The sequence below is a fragment of the Stenotrophomonas sp. EMP41 genome (assembly GCF_047495535.1).
Lineage (GTDB): Bacteria > Pseudomonadota > Gammaproteobacteria > Xanthomonadales > Xanthomonadaceae > Stenotrophomonas > Stenotrophomonas sepilia.
Window position 1 is genome coordinate 783796 of record NZ_CP179923.1, and the last position, 15956, is coordinate 799751.

The following is a 15956-nucleotide window of genomic DNA, read 5'->3' on the forward strand; positions in this document are numbered from 1 at the left end:
TGGCCGCGCCGCGCGGCCCTGACCTCCGTCTTCATCGAGAACGCAATGAACCATGTACCGCACATCCTGGTCGTCGACGATGACAGCGAGATCCGCCAGATGCTGGCCGACTACCTGCAGCGCAACGGCCTGCGCGTGAGCCAGGCCGACGGTGGCCGCGCGATGCGCGCGCTGATGGATACCCATGCCGTGGATCTGGTGGTGCTGGACGTGATGATGCCGGGCGAGGACGGCCTGAGCCTGTGCCGCAACCTGCGCGCCGGCAAGCATCGGGCGGTACCGGTGGTGCTGCTGACCGCGCGCGACGACGAGACCGACCGCATCATCGGCCTGGAAATGGGCGCCGACGACTACGTGACCAAGCCCTTTTCTTCGCGCGAGCTGCTGGCACGCATCAATGCGGTGATCCGTCGCACGCAGATGCTGCCGCCGAATCTGCAGGTAAGCGAAGCCGGCCGCCAGTTGGCCTTCGGCGAGTGGCGCCTGGATACCACCGCCCGCCACCTGCTGGACGCACAGGACACCGCATATCCGCTCAGCGGCGCCGAGTTCCGCCTGTTGCGCGTGTTCCTCGACCACGCCAATCGGGTGCTCAGCCGCGACCAGCTGCTCAGCCTCACCCAGGGCCGCGATGCCGAACTGTTCGATCGCTCTATCGACCTGTTGGTCAGCCGCGTGCGCCAGCGCCTGGGTGACGACGCGCGCGAGCCGACCTACATCAAGACCGTGCGCAGCGAAGGGTATGTGTTCAGCGTACCGGTGCAGTTGCTGGGGCCGGACGAATGAACACCGCCGCACGCCGTCCACGCTGGCCGCGCACGCTGTCGGCGCGTCTGCTGCTGGTGCTGCTGGGCGGACTGGCCCTGGCCCACGCACTGTCCTTCGGCCTGCTGTTCTTCGAACGCTACCAGTCCACCCGCAGCATGATGCTGCGCAACCTCGACGAGGACGTGGCGGTGAGTGTCGCGCTGCTGGAGCACCTGCCTGCGGAGCAGCGTGAGGCCTGGGTGCCGCGGCTGGAGCGGCGCACCTACCGTTATCTGCTGCGCCCGGCCGCGGCCGGACCAGGGCTGCAGACCGATCGTGCACGCCAGGTCACGGCGATCATCGACGACAGCCTGCAGCACGGCTATCCGTTGCAGGCGCGCCAGTTGGCTCGCCTGCCGGAGCGGTTCGAGGTGGAACTGCGCCTGCACGACGGCACACCCTTGACCATTGAAGTCACCCCGTCGGGCCTGCCGCTGGCACGTTGGCTGCCCGCCGTGCTGCTGGTGCAGCTGGCGCTGCTGCTGGTGTGCGCGTGGCTGGCGGTGCGTCTGGCCCTGCGCCCGCTGCAACAGCTGTCGCATGCGGTGGAGCATCTGCAGCCGGGCAAGGACGGGCCCGCACTGCCTGAAGATGGCCCTGCCGAAGTGGGCGGCGCGGCGGCCGCACTCAATGCACTGCAGGCACGCATTCGTGGCCATGTCAGTGAACGCCTGCAGATCCTGGCCGCGATCTCGCATGACCTGCAGACCCCCATCACGCGCATGAAGCTGCGGGTGGAGACCCTGCCCGAAGACAGCACCCAGCAGCGCCTGCTGGCCGACCTCGATCACCTTGGGCAGCTGGTGCGTGAGGGCGTGGCCTATGCGCGCAGCAGCCACGTTGCCGCTGGCGCGCCGGTGTCGATGGACCTGGGCGCGTTCCTCGCCAGTGTGGTCGGCGACTACGAGGACATGGGCAAGCCGGTCACTGGCGGTGCGCCCGCTGGACTGGTCGTGCAGACCTGGCCACAGCCGCTGCGCCGCGTGGTCGGCAATCTGGTCGACAACGCACTGCGCTACGCCGGCGCCGCCGAGATCGAGGCGGGCCGCGATAAGGCCGGAAGGGTGTGGATCAGCATTTCCGACCGTGGCCCCGGCATTCCCGAGGATCAGCTGCAGGCAGTGCTGGCGCCGTTCCACCGGCTGGAAAGCTCGCGCAATCGTGATACCGGGGGCACTGGCCTGGGATTGGCCATCGCGGTGCAGCTGGCGCAGTCGCTGGGTGGTTCGCTGCGGTTGCACAACCGCGAGGGTGGCGGGCTGCGGGCGGAACTGCAGCTGCCGGGCTGAGTTGCCCGGCCTTGCGTTCCAGCAAGGATGCTTCTGCTTCGGCCTTGGCGGTGAGCGCTTCACCGGTCATGAAACCCAGTGCATGCACGCAGCCGACAGCCGATGACCGGCATTTCACCCGGTCCATGCCACGCTGCGCGGAACCTGCCCAACCGGGATAGAGGCTGTTGAAGGCGAATACGCAATGACCGCGGCGCGGCAGCGCTCGATGTGGGTGGCGGGCCTGTCCACGGTGGTGGAGTGGTACGACTTCACCCTGTACCTGTACTTCGCCACGGTGCTGTCGCGGGTGTTCTTCGGCGGTGGCGAGCAGGCGTTGCTGGTGACCTTGGCTGGCTTCGCGGTGTCCTATCTGATGCGTCCGCTGGGCGCGCTGTGCTTTGGTCACCTGGGTGACCGCCTGGGCCGGCGCTGGATGTTGCTGGCGTCGATGGCGTTGATGGCAGCGGCGATGCTGACCACTGCACTGCTGCCGACCGCGGCCACGGCCGGTACGACGGCCGGCGTGCTGCTGCTGATCCTGCGCTGCGTGATGGCGTTTTCGGTGGGCGGTGAGTACACCGGGGTGGTGGCCTACCTGCTGGAAAGCGCACCGGCGCGCCGACGCGGCCTGGTGACCTCGTTGGCCTCGGCCGCCAGCGAAGTGGGCGCCCTGCTGGCGGTGGCGATCTCTGCACTTACCGTCGCGCTGCTGCCCACCGCGGAGCTGGACAGTTGGGGCTGGCGGATTCCGTTCCTCGTCGGCGCGGCGCTTGCGCTGGTGATCCTGATTGCGCGTTCGGGCATGCACGAGTCGCCGGAGTTCGAGCGCCAGCGCCGCGAAGGCAGCATTCCCGCCACACCGCTGCGGCATGTGCTGCAGCAACATCCGTTGGCCGTGGCGCGCACGTTCGCGATTTCGGCGCTGGGGTCGATCACCTACTACGTGGGCATCACCTATGTGCCTGCATTCCTGCACGCGCAGGGCCACAATGAGGGTGACGCACTGTGGCTGTCGACGATCGCGGCGGTGGCAGTGATCGCAATCACGCCCCTGTGTGGCGCATTGTCGGACCGGGTCGGACGACGGCCGGTGTTGTTGGGCCTGACCGTGCTGGCAGCGCTGTTGCCGCTGTCCCTGTTTGCGTGGATGGCACAGGCGACGGCGCTGGGCATCGTGCTGGCTGCGGTGCTGCTGGCTTGCGTGGCCGGCGGTGTAAGCGCGGTGGCGGCGCCGGCCACGGCAGAGCAGTTCCCCGGCGAAGGCCGGGTCAGCGGGCTGGCACTGGGGGTAACCATGGCCACGGCGGTGTTCGGCGGTGCGACGCCGTGGCTGGCGCAATGGTGGGTGGAACGCAGCGGCTGGGCGGCGGCGCCGGGCGCGATGATCGCGCTGGTGGCGGTGCTGGTGCTGCCGGTGCTGTGGACCCTGCCCGAGACGGTCCCGGGCAGGGCCAGGCGCTAGCCGGTCAGACCTTCAGGGTCTGCTCTATGTCGGCCAGTACCGCAGCCGCATCCACGCCGGTGGCAATCGACTGCACCACGTGGCCGTCCCACACGCTCGGGCCGAAGGCCAGGCCTTCCGGCTTGGGAATGGTCATGCCTCTGGCAACGCCGTCGGTGGCCACGCGCACGCTGGCGCGCTCGAACTGGAACAGCTCAGGGCGGGTCAGCGCGATGCACGCGCAGCAGTCGTGCACGACCATGCCCTTGTGGCCGGCCTGCAGGTAGAAGTCCACGTAATCCTGCGACAGCGCACGGACCAGCTCGGCGTCGGCGCCGCCGATGGCGGCCAGCCTATCCAGGCCGTCACGGTCCATTTCCACGCGGGTGGTCACGTCCAGGCCGATCGCGGTGACCGGCCAGCTGGCGGTGAACACCACGTCGGCCGCTTCGGCATCGCCCCAGATATTGGCCTCGGCGGCCGGGGTGATGTTGCCGTTGACGTGGAAGGCGCCGCCCATGATCACCACGCCGCGCACCAGGCCGGCGATGTCCGGGGCCTGCTGCAGGGCAAGGGCCAGGTTGGTCATGCGGCCGACCGCGACCAGGGTCACTTCGCCCGGATGGGCGCGGACCAGGTCGATGATCAGCTGGTGGGCGGGGCGCGTGTCGGCGGCCACGTCCAGTTCGGCCGGCACCGGGTGGTTGCCCAGGCCGTTGTGGCCATGGATGTGGACCGGCCAGGCTTCGGGGGTGGCTTCCGGCTGCAGCGGGCCACCGGCGCCGCGCGCGACCGGGGCGGCAAAGCCCCAGGCCTGCTTCAGGTACAGCGCATTGTGCGTGGTCGACTCCACCGAGGCATTGCCGAAGGTGGTGGTGACACCGATCAGGTCGATCTGGGCGTGCTTGTGCAGGTACAGCAGGGCCAGGGCGTCGTCGACGCCCGGGTCGGTATCGAAAATGACTTTCAGCATGTTGTTGTTCTTCTTCTTCCGTGTGGTGCGGGGGGCGCCGGCGGCCACGGGGCAGGCCGGCGCGCGCCCACATTGTCCCATCTTCATGACAGGCAGGGCCATTGCCGGGGTGGCAGGCCATAATGCCCCCAGTCCAGGCATGGAGTCGCCGAATGCTGATCGTTGCCCTTCTGCTGGTCCTGCTGGTGCTGGGCCTGAACGTGGTGGCCACCGTGGTGATCGTCAGGCGTGATGGGCTGTCGGCGGGTTGCCGGACGGTGCAGTTGCTGCTGGTCTGGTTGCCGCCGCCGGTCGGCGCCATCCTGTGCATGGCGGTGGCCACGGCCGATGGCTCCGGGATCCGGGGCGACAACAGTTTCGGCGGTGGCTACGACCATCCAGGCGGCCATTCCGGCGACAGCTACAGCCATCACAGCTACAGCAGCTCCGACTGCAGCAGCGACGGTGGCAGCGGTGACGGCGGCAGCTGCGGTGGTGGCGATTGACGAGATGTTCCAGGATGCCGGCCGGCGGTCGGCACTACCAGGGCGTGACCTCGGCTGGGTAGTGCCGGCCGCTGGCCGACACCCTCATCCGCTCAACCGCCGCCTTCGGTCGGCAACGGCGCCGGCACGTTCAACAGCCCGCCCGCTGCCACATAGGCGGCCAGGGCCTGGCCCTGGCTGAGCAGATGGCGTTCCATGGTGCGTTCGGCAGCCTGCGCGTCGCGGCGGCGGAAGCACTCCATCAACTCGCGGTGTTCGGCCAGCGACTGCGCGGTGCGGCCTGGAGTCAGCAGCTGGCGGCCGCGATGCATCTTCAGGATGCGGTGCAGGTCGTGGGTGATGCGGATCAGCCACGGATTGCCCGCGTAATGCTGCACGGTTTCGTGGATCAGGTAGTTGTTGCGGTAGTACTCGGCAATGTTGCCCTCGGCCGCCGCGGTTTCCATCGCTGCATGCAGGTCTTCCAGCTGCTGCACGCCGGCATCATCGATGTGCCTGACCGCCTCGTGTGCGCAACGGCCTTCCAGCATGGCCATTACCGGGAACAGCTGGTTGAGGTCTTCCAGCGTCAACCGGGTGACCCGGCTGCCACGACCTGCGTCGATCTGTACCAGGCCTTCGGCGGCCAGCAGCTTCAACGCCTCGCGCAGCGGCGTGCGGCTGATGCCCAGTTCTTCGCACAGCGCGGGCTCGTCGATCCACTCGCCCGGCGGCAGCCGGTAGTCGTAGATGCGCTCGCGCACGTGGTCGGCCACCTCTTCATACAGAGGCGCGCGCTTCTTCGGTGATCGCGGGGCAGGGGCAATGGCCATGGAGGAAGTGTACCGCCAGGTAGTGCCGGCCGCTGGCCGGCAACCCGTGATCGCTGGATGGCTTCATGAGATTGCCGTCCAGCGGCCGGCACTACCGCTGGGTGGTTACATCCAGCCGGGCACCACGAATACCAGCCAGGCCAGCAGCGGTCCAAGCGCCACCACAAGACCGCTGTAGACCAGAAAGCGGCGGAACAGGGTTTCGCGCTCTTCCTTCGCTGCCGAGGCCACCACCAGTGCGCCATTGGTGGAGAACGGGCTGACATCGACGATGGTGGACGACACCGCCAGCGCGCAGATCACGCCGGCGGCGCTGAGGTGACCCTGCATCAGGAACGGTACCGCCAGCGGAATCGTGGCGCCCAGCACCGCGGCCGACGAGGCGAATGCAGAGACGATGCCACCCACGTAGCAGACCAGCAGTGCACCCAGCAGCGGGATGTCGATGTCGGACACACCATTGCCGATGAAGTCCACCGCGCCGGCATGTTCCAGCACGCCGATGTAGGTCACCACGCCACAGATCAGCAGCACGGTGGACCAGCTGATGCCATCGACCGCACCCTTCTGGCTTTGTGGCGACAGCAGCGCCAGTGCCACCGCCACGGTGATCGAGACCAGACCGACGTTGAGGTTGTAGATCAGCGCGGCCACGCCCAGGCCGAGCAGGCCGATCAGGGTGAACAACCGTTCGCTGGTCAGGCCCACCGCATCCAGTGCCGCCGGATCATTGCTGAGCGTGCCGCCGCCTGCTGCGACCAGCGCGCCATGGCCTTCGATCGCGAACTGGCGCGACGACGCCTGCGGGCCACCGGCCATCGCCAGTTCGGCATTGCCGATCGTTCCTGCTGCGGTGATCGAGCCGCGACGCAGCAGGGCGATGCCACCGAAGGCGAAGAAGCAGATCGTCGCCATCATGAGGTTGAAGCCCAGGCTGGTCAGGAACACCGCCATCTCGGTCACTTCCAGCCCGGCCTTCTGCACTACGCCATTGGTGATGCTGCCGTACACGCTGATCGGCGAGAAGCCGCCCGCCTGCGCGCCATGGATGACCAGCAGGCCCATCATCAGTGGGTTGATGTTGTACTGCTTGGCAAAGCGCAGCGCGACCGGGCCGATGATCGCGACCGCTGCCGGGCCCAGCGCACCGAACGCGGTGAGCACCGCGGTGATCACGAACATCACCCACGGGATGGCCACGATATGGCCGCGCACGGCTTTTACAGCCCAGTGCACCAGCAGGTCGATGGTGCCGTTCTTCTGCGCGATGGCGAACAGGTAGGTGATGCCGACCAGGGTCAGGAACAGATCGCCGGGAAAGCCTGCCAGGACCTCCTTGCCGCCCATGTCGACCCACAGCCCACCGATGATGAAGGCGAACGCGAAGGCGACCGCGCCCATGTTGATCGGCATCGCCGTGGCGACGATGAACATGATCACCAGACCGATGATCGTTGCGATTTGTGGACTCATGCGCCCTCCCAGACACGTGACTCACGTACAGCGCGGATGGAGACCCGCCATCCCCGGGGTAAGGCGACGTACTGCGTGATGCGTGATACGTACTGCTCGAACCCGTTACTGCAGCCGCTCCAGCGCACTGCGGACCCACGCCGCGGCGCCTTCCAGGCTCTGGAACTCTTCCACCGCGCGCACTTCGCAGCACGGATAGGCCGGTGCGACCATGCGCGCCAGCGCGTTGCCCGGGCCCAGCTGCAGGAAAACCCGCGCGCCGCGCTCGAAGGCCTGGCGCATCACCTGCGCCCATTCGATGGTCTGCGCCAGCTGCGCCGACAGCGTGTGGACCGCCATTGCGCGATCCCGCACCGGTCGCGCATCGATGCCGGCCAGCAGCGGCAGGCGTGGGGCCTGCAGTGGCGAGGCATCGAGTGCGGCAGCAAACGGTGCTACCGCCGCCGCCAGCAACGGTGTGTGTGCAGGCACGTTCACCGGCAGCGGACGGATGTCCGCACCCTGCGCCTGCGCTGCATCGGCTAGCCGCAGCAACGAGGCGTGCGTGCCGCCCACGATGAAATGGTCCTGCCCGTTGGCGATGGCCATGTGCGCACCGTGCAGATCGCACAGCGGCTGCAGTACATGGCGTTCCAGGCCGAGCACGGCCTGCAGGCCTGCATCGGCGGGGCTGGCGCCGTCCATCAACTGCGCGCGCTGCGCAGCCAGGGCAAGGCAGGTGGTCGCATCGAAGCTGCCGGCGATGGCATGCGCGGCCAACTCGCCGATGCTGTAGCCGGCGACCAGCGTCGGCGTTGGCACGTTGTCGCGCAGCCCCTGCCACTGCGCCAGAGTGGCCGCGCACAGCAGTGGTTGCGCCTGCGCATTGTCGAAACGGTCGTCGGCCGCAGCGGCGGAAAACACATCGCGGCCGAGTACCGTGCTGGCCACATCAAGGGTATGGCGTGCGGTCGGAAGATCGCGCACGCGGTCGAACATCGCCGCATGCTGCGCACCTTGGCCGGAGCAGAGCAGGGCAAGGCTCATGCGTCCTCCTGCTGTAGCAGGAACCAGGCACAGGCCAACAGGTCGGCACTGCCACCGGGACTCAGGCGGCGCGCGACGAAGCGCTCACCGATGCCGTGCAGGCGTGCCTGCCAGCCGGGCACGAACGCACCGCCGCCGTCGAGGAAACCATGCGCCTGTCGCTGTGCCCAGCGCAGGCCGTCGGCGCCGCCACGGTGCAGCAGGTTGAGGTCATCCACGCATGCGACCAGCTGCATCAGGGCCTGGCACATCGCGGCCTCGCGCGGCAGTCCGTTGGCCACTGCGTGGCGCAGGGCAGGCAGCGCCACTTCGCGCAGCAGCGGGTAGCCAGCGGCTGCTTGTTCGCGCACCCCCTGCACGCCATGCCGGGCGCGAGCGCGCTGGCCAGGGCTGTTCGCATCCAGGGGTGCGTCGGCGAGTTCGGCAGACCAGCGGCACACTTCCTGGCAGACCTGCTCACCCGTGGCGGCATGGCCCAAGCGGGAGCGACAGGCCGCGGCGGCCGCCACCAGCAGGCCGAGACTGAAGACCGCGCCACGATGGGTATTGACGCCGGCGGTCGCGCGCAGCATCGCGATCTCGGCGGCGATGCCACACCGGCGCAAGGCGTCGAAGTCCGTCCCGGCGGCACCGAGGCGGGCCACGGCGGTGAAGTAGTGGCGCAGTGCGAACAGGCTGCGCAGGAACGTGCCGGCGTCCATGTCGTGATGGCTGCCGCTGTCGAATGGTGTGACCAGTCCGGGCTTGGGTGCCAGCGCCAGCTCCGCATGCAGGCTGGCGACGGCGAGGCGCCCCAGACGCGCGCTGTCCACGGCAGCTGCCGGCCTGACTGCCGATTGCACGACGGCGTTCATGCGCTCACCCCGGCGGAGGCGAACAACGCATCGCGGAGTTCCAGTGCGGCACCATCGAGGCGCTTGACCAGTACCTCGCGGCTGCGTCCGGCGTACTCCCGCCAGTTCACGGCGGCGTCGCGGCCCAGGCACAGCTCGCCATCGACCCGCCGGTCGTGTTCGGCTTCCCATGCCTGTAGCCGTGCAGCCAGGGCATCGGCCTGCGCGGTGGTGTCGATCGGCCACAGCAGATCGACGTCCGAGCGCGCGTGCACATAGCGCAGGCCAGTAAGGTGCTGCCACGCGAAGGCACCGAATACGCGCGCCTCAGCGATGTTCTGCAGCACTTCAAGGGGCCGCCGCCAGTCCTGTGGAATGTCGCCTTTCAGCACCGTCTGAAGTGCCGGCGGCGGCGTGGTGCGCAGCACATCGCGTGCCGGCACGCGCAGGGCCAGGCGCAGTTTGCCCTCGGCGGGCGGCAGCGGCACGCCGAGACGCAGGCGTGGATCGGCATCGTCGGCGGCACGCCGCGCGACGATGGCCGGGCGGCCCTGTGCAAACCAGTCGGCCAGGCGCGACTCATGCGCGGCGATGTCCGCCTGCCAGCCGGCGTGCGCTGACAGCCAGACCAGCGTATGGCGGGGCAGCCGCTCAGGCATCGCCCTGGCTCACCGCTTCAGCCACGCGTGCGGCCAGCATGCGCCCGCCACGTTCGGCTCCGCGCAGGGCGCGGCGGTCGCCATCGGCGGGCGTGCGCAGGGCCTGCAGAAGGTGCTGGGCAAGATCGCCCTCCCACAGCGATTCCACCGCACCCATCGCCACGTAGTTCTCCACGCCCGGTGCGAATACCGGTGAGGTCTGGCTCAGCGCCTGCAGTTTATCCAGCGGCTGCTTGGTCACCCGGGCCATCGCGCGCAGGTCCATCACCCGCACCTGCGCATCCGGCAGGGCGTGGATGTGGTCGGCCATCAGCCCGAACGAGAGGAAGCCGCCACTGACGGATTCACCGTAGACCAGCGTGACCAGTCGCGCGCCACGTCGACGCGCGAGATCCAGCGTCTGCGCCAGGTGCGCGAAACAGCCGTTGATGCCGAGCAGTTCGTCGCGGCGTGCCAGGCGCTGGCCGGCGGTGTCGACCAGCATCACGATCGGTTGCTGCGGATGCGCGGCGGTGCTGGCCAGCACCGTTTCGGCCAGTGCCAGTGCATGGTCCACGCCCACCTCGAGCTTGTCGGCGGTGCCGATCACGGTCACGTCGCCGTTGTCGGTGGTGGCGCTGCCGGTCAGCACCGAATCGTTCACCGCAACGGCATGCCCATGCGGAAACAGGGCATCGAGCAGTGTCTGCAACGGCATGCTCATGGCAGGCTCCGGTCGGCGGTGGCGATGAGGAATTCATCGGTGTCGAGCAGTGGCAGGCGTTCGGGGTGGGAAATGCCCAGCCGCGCCCAGATTTCCAGGCCATCGCGGCAATCGCTCCAGGCCTGCACGCGCGCCTTCAATGCCAGATGGCGTTGCTGCAGCGCGGCCAGTGCAGTATCCGGATCGGTACTGCTGGTATCCGGCTGCAGCGCATTGAATGCCGCTTGCGCGAACGCCTCGATGGCATCGGGCACCAGCACCTGTGCCTGGTCGATCAGGTAGCGGTGCTTGCCTCCCGTTACGCGCCAGACCAGTGCGCGGTCGCGGGAATCGAACTCTTCCACGCCGCGTACGGTTTCGATCACCTCTGGCCCGGACAGCGACAGCCGGCCTTCCTCGGACATGATCACCATGCCGCAGCAACGAGCAACGATGCCCATGCCACCGAAGGCGCCGTTGCCGCTGCCGATCAGCGCGATCACCGGCACGCCCGCTGCACGCGCGTCCAGAGTGGCGCGCATGATCTCGGAAATGGCGATGAGCCCAGCATTGGCTTCGTGCAGCCGCACACCGCCGGTATCGAGCAGGAGCAGCACGCCGTCAGGGCGGGTGTGCGCCGCACGGCGCAGCAGCCCGGTCAGCTTGGCGCCATGTACTTCGCCCACGCCTCCGCCCATGAATTCACCCTGTTGTGCGGCCAGCAGCACGTGTTTGCCCTGCAGCCTGGCCTCGCCGACGACGATGCCATCGTCGAACGCGGCCGGCTGGTCGAGCTGGGCCAGGTGCGGACTCATCATCCGTCGCGCCGGGCCGAGGAACTCGTGGAACGAGCCGGCGTCGACCAGCCCGGCGATGCGCTCGCGCGCATCGGCCTCGTAGTAGCTGTGGCGCTGTACGTGGTTCATGGCGCGCCTCCGGCCAGCAGGGTTTCCACGGCCTGGTCCAGGCGCAGGCTGACCACCGCCGGGGTGGCACCGGCATCGTTGATCGAGATGCGTACATCGCGTAGCGGATGACGCTGTGCGAAGTCGTTGATCACCGCTTGCCACACGCTGCCGAAGCCCTTCGCGGCGGTGATGATGCGCACCGTCATCGCGCCTTCCAGCGCAGCGGGTTCCAGCAGGATTTCCAGGTTGCCCGAGGCCAGCACGCCGACCAGCACCGCTTCGCGCGGGAACTGCACCGCAGTGTGTCCTTCGAATCGATAGTCGAGGGTTTCCATGCTCAGCCCCTTACCAGTTGCGGAAGCGCTTGGGCGGGTCGTACAGACCGCCGGACCAGCGCACCAGGTCCTTCACCGAACGCGCCGCCAGCAGGTCACGGCTGGCATCGCGCACGGAGATGCCAAGGTCATCGGGACGGCGGATCACGCCGCGGTCGCGCAGGTTTTCCACCATCGCGCGGTCGCGGCCCAGGCCCACGGCGGTATAGCCGGCCACGCCACGGATCGCCTGTTCGCGCTCCTCAGGGGTGCGGCACAGCAGCAGGTTGGCAATGCCTTCCTCGGTCAGCACATGGCTGACGTCGTCGCCGTAGATCATTACCGGCGGCAGCGGCATGTTCGCGCGTTCGGCCAGGTCCCAGGCATCAAGGCGATCGACGAAGGCCGGTGCCATGTGCTCGCGGAAGGTTTCCACCATCTGCACCACCAGCTTGCGCCCGCGCGGCATCTCGCCAGGGCGCGCGGCCTGTTGGCCGGCCTTGATCCAGGCGTCGCTGGCATGGCGCCGGCCACGTGCATCGGAACCCATGTTCGGCGCGCCACCGAAGCCTGCGATGCGGTCGCGGGTGGCGGTGGAGCTGTTGCCCTGAAGGTCGATCTGCAGTGTGGAACCGATGAACATGTCGCAGGCATACAGGCCGGCGGTCTGCGAGAACGCGCGGTTGGAACGCATCGAGCCATCGGCGCCGGTGAAGAACACATCGCCTCGCGCGGCGATGTACTTCTCCATGCCCAGTTCCGAACCGAACGAATGCACCGATCTGACGAAGCCCGATTCGATCGCCGGAATCAGTGCCGGGTGGGGGTTCAACGCCCAGTGCTGGCAGATCTTTCCCTTCAGCCCGAGCGATTCGGCGTAGGTGGGGAGCAGCAGTTCGATGGCGGCGGTATCGAAGCCGATGCCGTGATTCAAACGATTCACGCCGTACTCGGCGTAGATGCCCTTGATGGCCATCATCGCCATCAGCACCTGGATCTCGGAGATCTGCGCCGGGTCGCGGGTGAACAGCGGCTCGATATGGTTCGGCTTCGGCGCCTGCACCACGAAGTTGACCCAGTCCGCAGGAATATCGACGCGGGGGAGGCTGTCGACGATCTCGTTGACCTGGGCGATGACGATGCCGCCACCGAAGGCGGTGGCCTCGACGATCACCGGCGTGTCTTCGGTGTTCGGGCCGGTATAGAGGTTGCCGTGCCGATCTGCGGCCTGTGCGGCCACCAGGGCCACGCGCGGGGTCAGGTCGATGAAGTAGCGGCCAAACAATTCCAGGTAGGTGTGGATGGCACCGATCTGGATGCGCCCTTCGGCTACCAGGTTGGCCAGTCGCACCGATTGCGGGCCGGAGAACGAGAAATCCAGTTTCGAGGCGATGCCACGCTCGAACACGTCCAGGTGCGAGGGCAGTGAGAGGACCGACTGCACCATGTGCAGATCATGCACGCGGGCGGGGTCGAGGTCGGCCAGCGCCTGGGCGAGGAAATCGGCCTGCTTCTGGTTGTTGCCCTCCAGGCAGACCTTGTCGCCTGGCTCCAGCACTGCGTGCAGCAACTTGCCGACGTCGCTGGTGGCGACCTCGCGTCCCCGGGCCCACGGCGCGGCACGTTCCAGGCGGGCCTGGCGACTGCGTTCCAACGTATCCCAGCTCGGGTTCATTGACCGGCTTCCGACGGGTGTTGGGATAATTACGGCATAATTACGAAGTGGGTACAACCTGCAGTGCAGCAAAAAAGGAAGGGCCCGCGCGGAGGCGGGCCCATTCAGGGTGTGGGGTGGGCCGACCAACGGTCGGCACCCACCGGTTCGCAGGTGCCTCAGAACTTCCAGCGCAGGCTGGCGGACACGAAGCGCGGCTCGCCGTAGTTGTTGTAGTCCAGGTTGGCCCAGTAAGTCTTGTCCAGCGCGTTGCGCACGCTCAGCGTTGCGGTCCAGCTGTCGCTGATGCGGTAGTTGGCATTGAATTGCACCAGCATGTACGCCGGCTGGTTCACCGTCACCGTGCCGCCCAGCGGGTAGGCGATGTTGTAGCCCTGCACCTTGCTTTGCCACTGCAGGCCACCGCCAACGCTCAGGCGTTCCAGCGCACCGCGCAGCTGCAGCTGGGTGTTGAGCTGCAGCAGATCCTTGGGCGGGTTGGCGTACAGCAGGTCGGTGGCGGCGCGGGTGACCTTGACGTGGGTGTAGCCGGCATTGACCGTCCAGCCCGGCAGGATCTCGCCGTTGATGTCCATCTCCCAGCCACGCGCCTTGGTACCGTTGACGCCGATGTAGGCCGAGGTGCCGTCGCTGAGCGAACCCTCCGGCACACCCATGTCACGCACAGCATAGTTGTCCTGCTTGGCCTCGAACACAGCGGCATTTGCGGTCAGGCGGCCATCGAACCACTGCGTCTTGATGCCCGCTTCCAGGTTCGAGCCCTGCACCGGCGCCAGCAGGTTTTCGTTGCGGTCCTTGTAGTTCTGTGGATTGAAGATCTCGGTGTAGCTGGCATAGGCCGACACGTTCGGGGTGATCTCGTAGACCAGGCCCACGTACGGAGTGACTTCATCGCTCACCTTGTACGCACCGCTGGTGCCGGTATAGGCGCCGGCGGCGTTGTAGGAGCGGGTGAGGGTTTCCCACCGGCTCAGGCGTGCACCGGCGATCAGCGACAGCGGATCGGCCAGGTGCAGGCGGGTGGCCAGATAGACGCCGCTCTGCGTGGTCTTCGCTACACGGCGTGCGCCGGTGCGAGTGTAGGTCACCTCGGAAATGTCGCCGTTCCAGGAGTACACATTGGGGATGTAGTAGCAGTGCTCGCGTGCACCCGTGGCGCTGACACACGTTGCCCAGTCGCCGGGGAAGTTCAGCGCCACGGTGTTCGTGGTCCCTTCCAGATCCGACCACTGGGCGCCGACCGTGAGGTCGTGGTCGCGGCCGAACAGCGGGAAGCTGCCGGTCAGATAAGCATCGACATTGCGGCGGGTGTCTTTCGAATCACCGGCGGCGGCACGCAGGTAGATGCCCGATCCGGTCACCGGGTCCGGGTTGCCGGTGCCGTACAGGCGCACGTTCTGCACGTTGCCGCGGGTGTAGGCCGTGTTGATCTTCAACAGCCAGTTGTCGCCGAAACGCTGTTCCAGGTTGGCGAAGGCGGTGTTGCTCTCGCGCTTCCAGTAGCTCCACTTCGGCGACAGGTTGGTCGAGCGCGGCAGATGGGCGAAATTGCCCTGGTTGTCGAAGAACGGCACGGTGCCCCAGGTCGAACCGGTCGGGTTGTTGTCCTGGGTCTGGTAGCCGACGGTGACCGTGGTGCTGTCGGTGACATCGCCTTCAAGCACCGCCATGCCGGCCATCTTGTTCTCGTCGTAACGGTCGTAGTACAGCCCGCGGTCGGTGTAGGCGGCGACCACGCGGCTGCGGAAACGGCCATCATCGGTCAGCGGCGCGGTCACGTCGGCTTCCATGCGGCGGAAGTCCCAACTGCCGGCGCTGACCGCGAATGACGCGTCGAATTCCTTGCCGGGGCGCTTGCGCAGCAGGTTGACCGTGGCCGACGGCACGCCAGCGCCACTGAGCAGGCCGTTGGCACCGCGGATCACTTCGATGCGGTCGTAGAAGGCGGTGTCGTATTCCTGGTTGGTGGACCCGCTGTAGGTGGGGATGCCGTCGACCTGGAAGTCGGTGATGGCGAAGCCGCGCGCGTAGTACAGCGGGCGCTGCGTGTCATAGAAGGACACGCTGACGCCAGTCACGTTGCGCATCACATCGTTGATGCTGAACAGTGATTCGTCCTGCAGGCGCTGCAGGCTGATGGCGGTGGCGGACTGCGGGGTTTCCTGCAGGGTGATCGGCAGGCGCGTAGTGCTGGCCGGCGGAGCGGACTGCTCGGCACGCACGCTGACCCGATCAAGGGTCTTGGCGTCGGCGGCGCCTTCGGCGGCGGCGAACGCGCTGGGCGCGCCCAGCACGGTCAGCGACGAAAGCAGGGCGGCCGGCAGCAGCGCGCGGCGGGGCTGGCGATTGGGGAAATTCGGGGACATGGGCGGCTCGGAGCGTGGAGGCGGGGAAGGGCGGCAACAGTCGTCCGGCACCCGGGCGGCGGCTTCGGGCACGGTCAGGTCCGGCTGCTAAGGCGCGCGGTCACTGCGCGGGGTGCAAATGTAAATAATTCTTAACAACATTACAATTCGTGTCATTGAGGAAGGGCTTCCAGGCGCATGGCAGCGGCTGGGCCGGGGTCGGATCCCGTAGACGGAGGCAATGGGCCCTGG

The 15956-nt window shown here is 67.6% G+C and carries 15 protein-coding genes; 4 read left to right on the plus strand and 11 right to left on the minus strand.

Annotated features, from left to right (window positions below):
• The first annotated feature begins 45 nt into the window (after positions 1-45).
• From ACMGRF_RS03620 to ACMGRF_RS03630, 3 genes are all read left to right on the plus strand, one after another.
• Positions 46-786 carry a response regulator gene (locus ACMGRF_RS03620; protein ID WP_005415664.1) on the plus strand — a complete coding sequence of 247 codons (741 nt, stop codon included), beginning with the start codon at positions 46-48 and terminating at the stop codon, positions 784-786.
• The gene (locus ACMGRF_RS03625) at positions 783-2096 is read left to right on the plus strand and encodes a sensor histidine kinase (RefSeq protein ID WP_099495243.1); all 1314 of its coding nucleotides are present in this window, start codon (positions 783-785) and stop codon (positions 2094-2096) included. The genes ACMGRF_RS03620 and ACMGRF_RS03625 overlap by 4 nt, the downstream gene beginning before the upstream one ends.
• Before the next feature lie 184 nt (positions 2097-2280).
• The gene (locus ACMGRF_RS03630; protein WP_414485637.1) at positions 2281-3540 is read left to right on the plus strand and encodes an MFS transporter; all 1260 of its coding nucleotides are present in this window, start codon (positions 2281-2283) and stop codon (positions 3538-3540) included.
• 4 nt (positions 3541-3544) lie between these two features.
• On the opposite strand, the gene ACMGRF_RS03635 is transcribed toward ACMGRF_RS03630, so the two are convergent.
• On the minus strand, positions 3545-4492 hold the full coding sequence (locus ACMGRF_RS03635; protein WP_414485638.1) for a nucleoside hydrolase: 948 nt from the start codon (positions 4490-4492) through the stop codon (positions 3545-3547).
• A gap of 152 nt (positions 4493-4644) precedes the next feature.
• On the opposite strand from ACMGRF_RS03635, the gene ACMGRF_RS03640 reads away from it, so the two are divergent.
• Entirely contained in the window at positions 4645-4977 is a 333-nt protein-coding gene (locus tag ACMGRF_RS03640; protein ID WP_414485639.1) for a hypothetical protein, read from the plus strand.
• A gap of 92 nt (positions 4978-5069) precedes the next feature.
• Here the strand turns inward: ACMGRF_RS03640 and ACMGRF_RS03645 are convergent, their stop codons facing one another.
• The 10 genes from ACMGRF_RS03645 to ACMGRF_RS03690 all read right to left on the minus strand — a co-directional run bounded on the left by ACMGRF_RS03645 (position 5070) and on the right by ACMGRF_RS03690 (position 15725).
• Positions 5070-5789 (minus strand): GntR family transcriptional regulator, encoded by a 720-nt coding sequence (locus ACMGRF_RS03645; protein ID WP_049414197.1) that lies wholly within the window; start codon positions 5787-5789, stop codon positions 5070-5072.
• Positions 5790-5894: 105 nt separating this feature from the next.
• Positions 5895-7262, minus strand: coding sequence for an SLC13 family permease (locus ACMGRF_RS03650; protein ID WP_414485640.1), 1368 nt, complete (start codon positions 7260-7262; stop codon positions 5895-5897).
• 105 nt (positions 7263-7367) lie between these two features.
• On the minus strand, positions 7368-8288 hold the full coding sequence (gene mdcH / locus ACMGRF_RS03655; RefSeq protein WP_049414201.1) for a malonate decarboxylase subunit epsilon: 921 nt from the start codon (positions 8286-8288) through the stop codon (positions 7368-7370).
• On the minus strand, positions 8285-9142 hold the full coding sequence (mdcB, locus tag ACMGRF_RS03660; protein ID WP_049414202.1) for a triphosphoribosyl-dephospho-CoA synthase MdcB: 858 nt from the start codon (positions 9140-9142) through the stop codon (positions 8285-8287). Before mdcB ends, mdcH begins: the two co-directional genes overlap by 4 nt.
• Positions 9139-9780, minus strand: coding sequence for a malonate decarboxylase holo-[acyl-carrier-protein] synthase (mdcG, locus tag ACMGRF_RS03665; RefSeq protein WP_049414204.1), 642 nt, complete (start codon positions 9778-9780; stop codon positions 9139-9141). The genes mdcB and mdcG overlap by 4 nt, the downstream gene beginning before the upstream one ends.
• Positions 9773-10477 carry a biotin-independent malonate decarboxylase subunit gamma gene (gene mdcE / locus ACMGRF_RS03670; protein WP_049414215.1) on the minus strand — a complete coding sequence of 235 codons (705 nt, stop codon included), beginning with the start codon at positions 10475-10477 and terminating at the stop codon, positions 9773-9775. The genes mdcG and mdcE overlap by 8 nt, the downstream gene beginning before the upstream one ends.
• A 2-nt stretch (positions 10478-10479) precedes the next feature.
• Positions 10480-11388 carry a biotin-independent malonate decarboxylase subunit beta gene (locus tag ACMGRF_RS03675; RefSeq protein WP_049414207.1) on the minus strand — a complete coding sequence of 303 codons (909 nt, stop codon included), beginning with the start codon at positions 11386-11388 and terminating at the stop codon, positions 10480-10482.
• Positions 11385-11705 carry a malonate decarboxylase acyl carrier protein gene (mdcC, locus tag ACMGRF_RS03680; protein ID WP_134708956.1) on the minus strand — a complete coding sequence of 107 codons (321 nt, stop codon included), beginning with the start codon at positions 11703-11705 and terminating at the stop codon, positions 11385-11387. The genes ACMGRF_RS03675 and mdcC overlap by 4 nt, the downstream gene beginning before the upstream one ends.
• A 10-nt stretch (positions 11706-11715) precedes the next feature.
• Positions 11716-13359: a malonate decarboxylase subunit alpha gene (gene mdcA, locus ACMGRF_RS03685; protein WP_049414211.1), complete on the minus strand. Its 1644-nt coding sequence runs from the start codon at positions 13357-13359 to the stop codon at positions 11716-11718.
• 158 nt (positions 13360-13517) lie between these two features.
• The gene (locus ACMGRF_RS03690; protein WP_414485642.1) at positions 13518-15725 is read right to left on the minus strand and encodes a TonB-dependent siderophore receptor; all 2208 of its coding nucleotides are present in this window, start codon (positions 15723-15725) and stop codon (positions 13518-13520) included.
• Between the last annotated feature and the right edge of the window lie 231 nt (positions 15726-15956).

Coding starts and splice junctions, on each gene's coding strand:
- ACMGRF_RS03630 (WP_414485637.1), top strand. CDS start 2,281: ATGACCGCGGCGCGGCAGCGCTCGATGTGGGTGGCGGGCCTGTCCACG.
- ACMGRF_RS03635 (WP_414485638.1), bottom strand. CDS start 4,492: ATGCTGAAAGTCATTTTCGATACCGACCCGGGCGTCGACGACGCCCTG.
- ACMGRF_RS03675 (WP_049414207.1), bottom strand. CDS start 11,388: ATGAACCACGTACAGCGCCACAGCTACTACGAGGCCGATGCGCGCGAG.
- ACMGRF_RS03690 (WP_414485642.1), bottom strand. CDS start 15,725: ATGTCCCCGAATTTCCCCAATCGCCAGCCCCGCCGCGCGCTGCTGCCG.
- mdcB (WP_049414202.1), bottom strand. CDS start 9,142: ATGAACGCCGTCGTGCAATCGGCAGTCAGGCCGGCAGCTGCCGTGGAC.
- mdcH (WP_049414201.1), bottom strand. CDS start 8,288: ATGAGCCTTGCCCTGCTCTGCTCCGGCCAAGGTGCGCAGCATGCGGCG.
- ACMGRF_RS03650 (WP_414485640.1), bottom strand. CDS start 7,262: ATGAGTCCACAAATCGCAACGATCATCGGTCTGGTGATCATGTTCATC.
- ACMGRF_RS03620 (WP_005415664.1), top strand. CDS start 46: ATGAACCATGTACCGCACATCCTGGTCGTCGACGATGACAGCGAGATC.
- mdcE (WP_049414215.1), bottom strand. CDS start 10,477: ATGCCGTTGCAGACACTGCTCGATGCCCTGTTTCCGCATGGGCATGCC.
- mdcG (WP_049414204.1), bottom strand. CDS start 9,780: ATGCCTGAGCGGCTGCCCCGCCATACGCTGGTCTGGCTGTCAGCGCAC.
- mdcC (WP_134708956.1), bottom strand. CDS start 11,705: ATGGAAACCCTCGACTATCGATTCGAAGGACACACTGCGGTGCAGTTC.
- ACMGRF_RS03640 (WP_414485639.1), top strand. CDS start 4,645: ATGCTGATCGTTGCCCTTCTGCTGGTCCTGCTGGTGCTGGGCCTGAAC.
- mdcA (WP_049414211.1), bottom strand. CDS start 13,359: ATGAACCCGAGCTGGGATACGTTGGAACGCAGTCGCCAGGCCCGCCTG.
- ACMGRF_RS03645 (WP_049414197.1), bottom strand. CDS start 5,789: ATGGCCATTGCCCCTGCCCCGCGATCACCGAAGAAGCGCGCGCCTCTG.
- ACMGRF_RS03625 (WP_099495243.1), top strand. CDS start 783: ATGAACACCGCCGCACGCCGTCCACGCTGGCCGCGCACGCTGTCGGCG.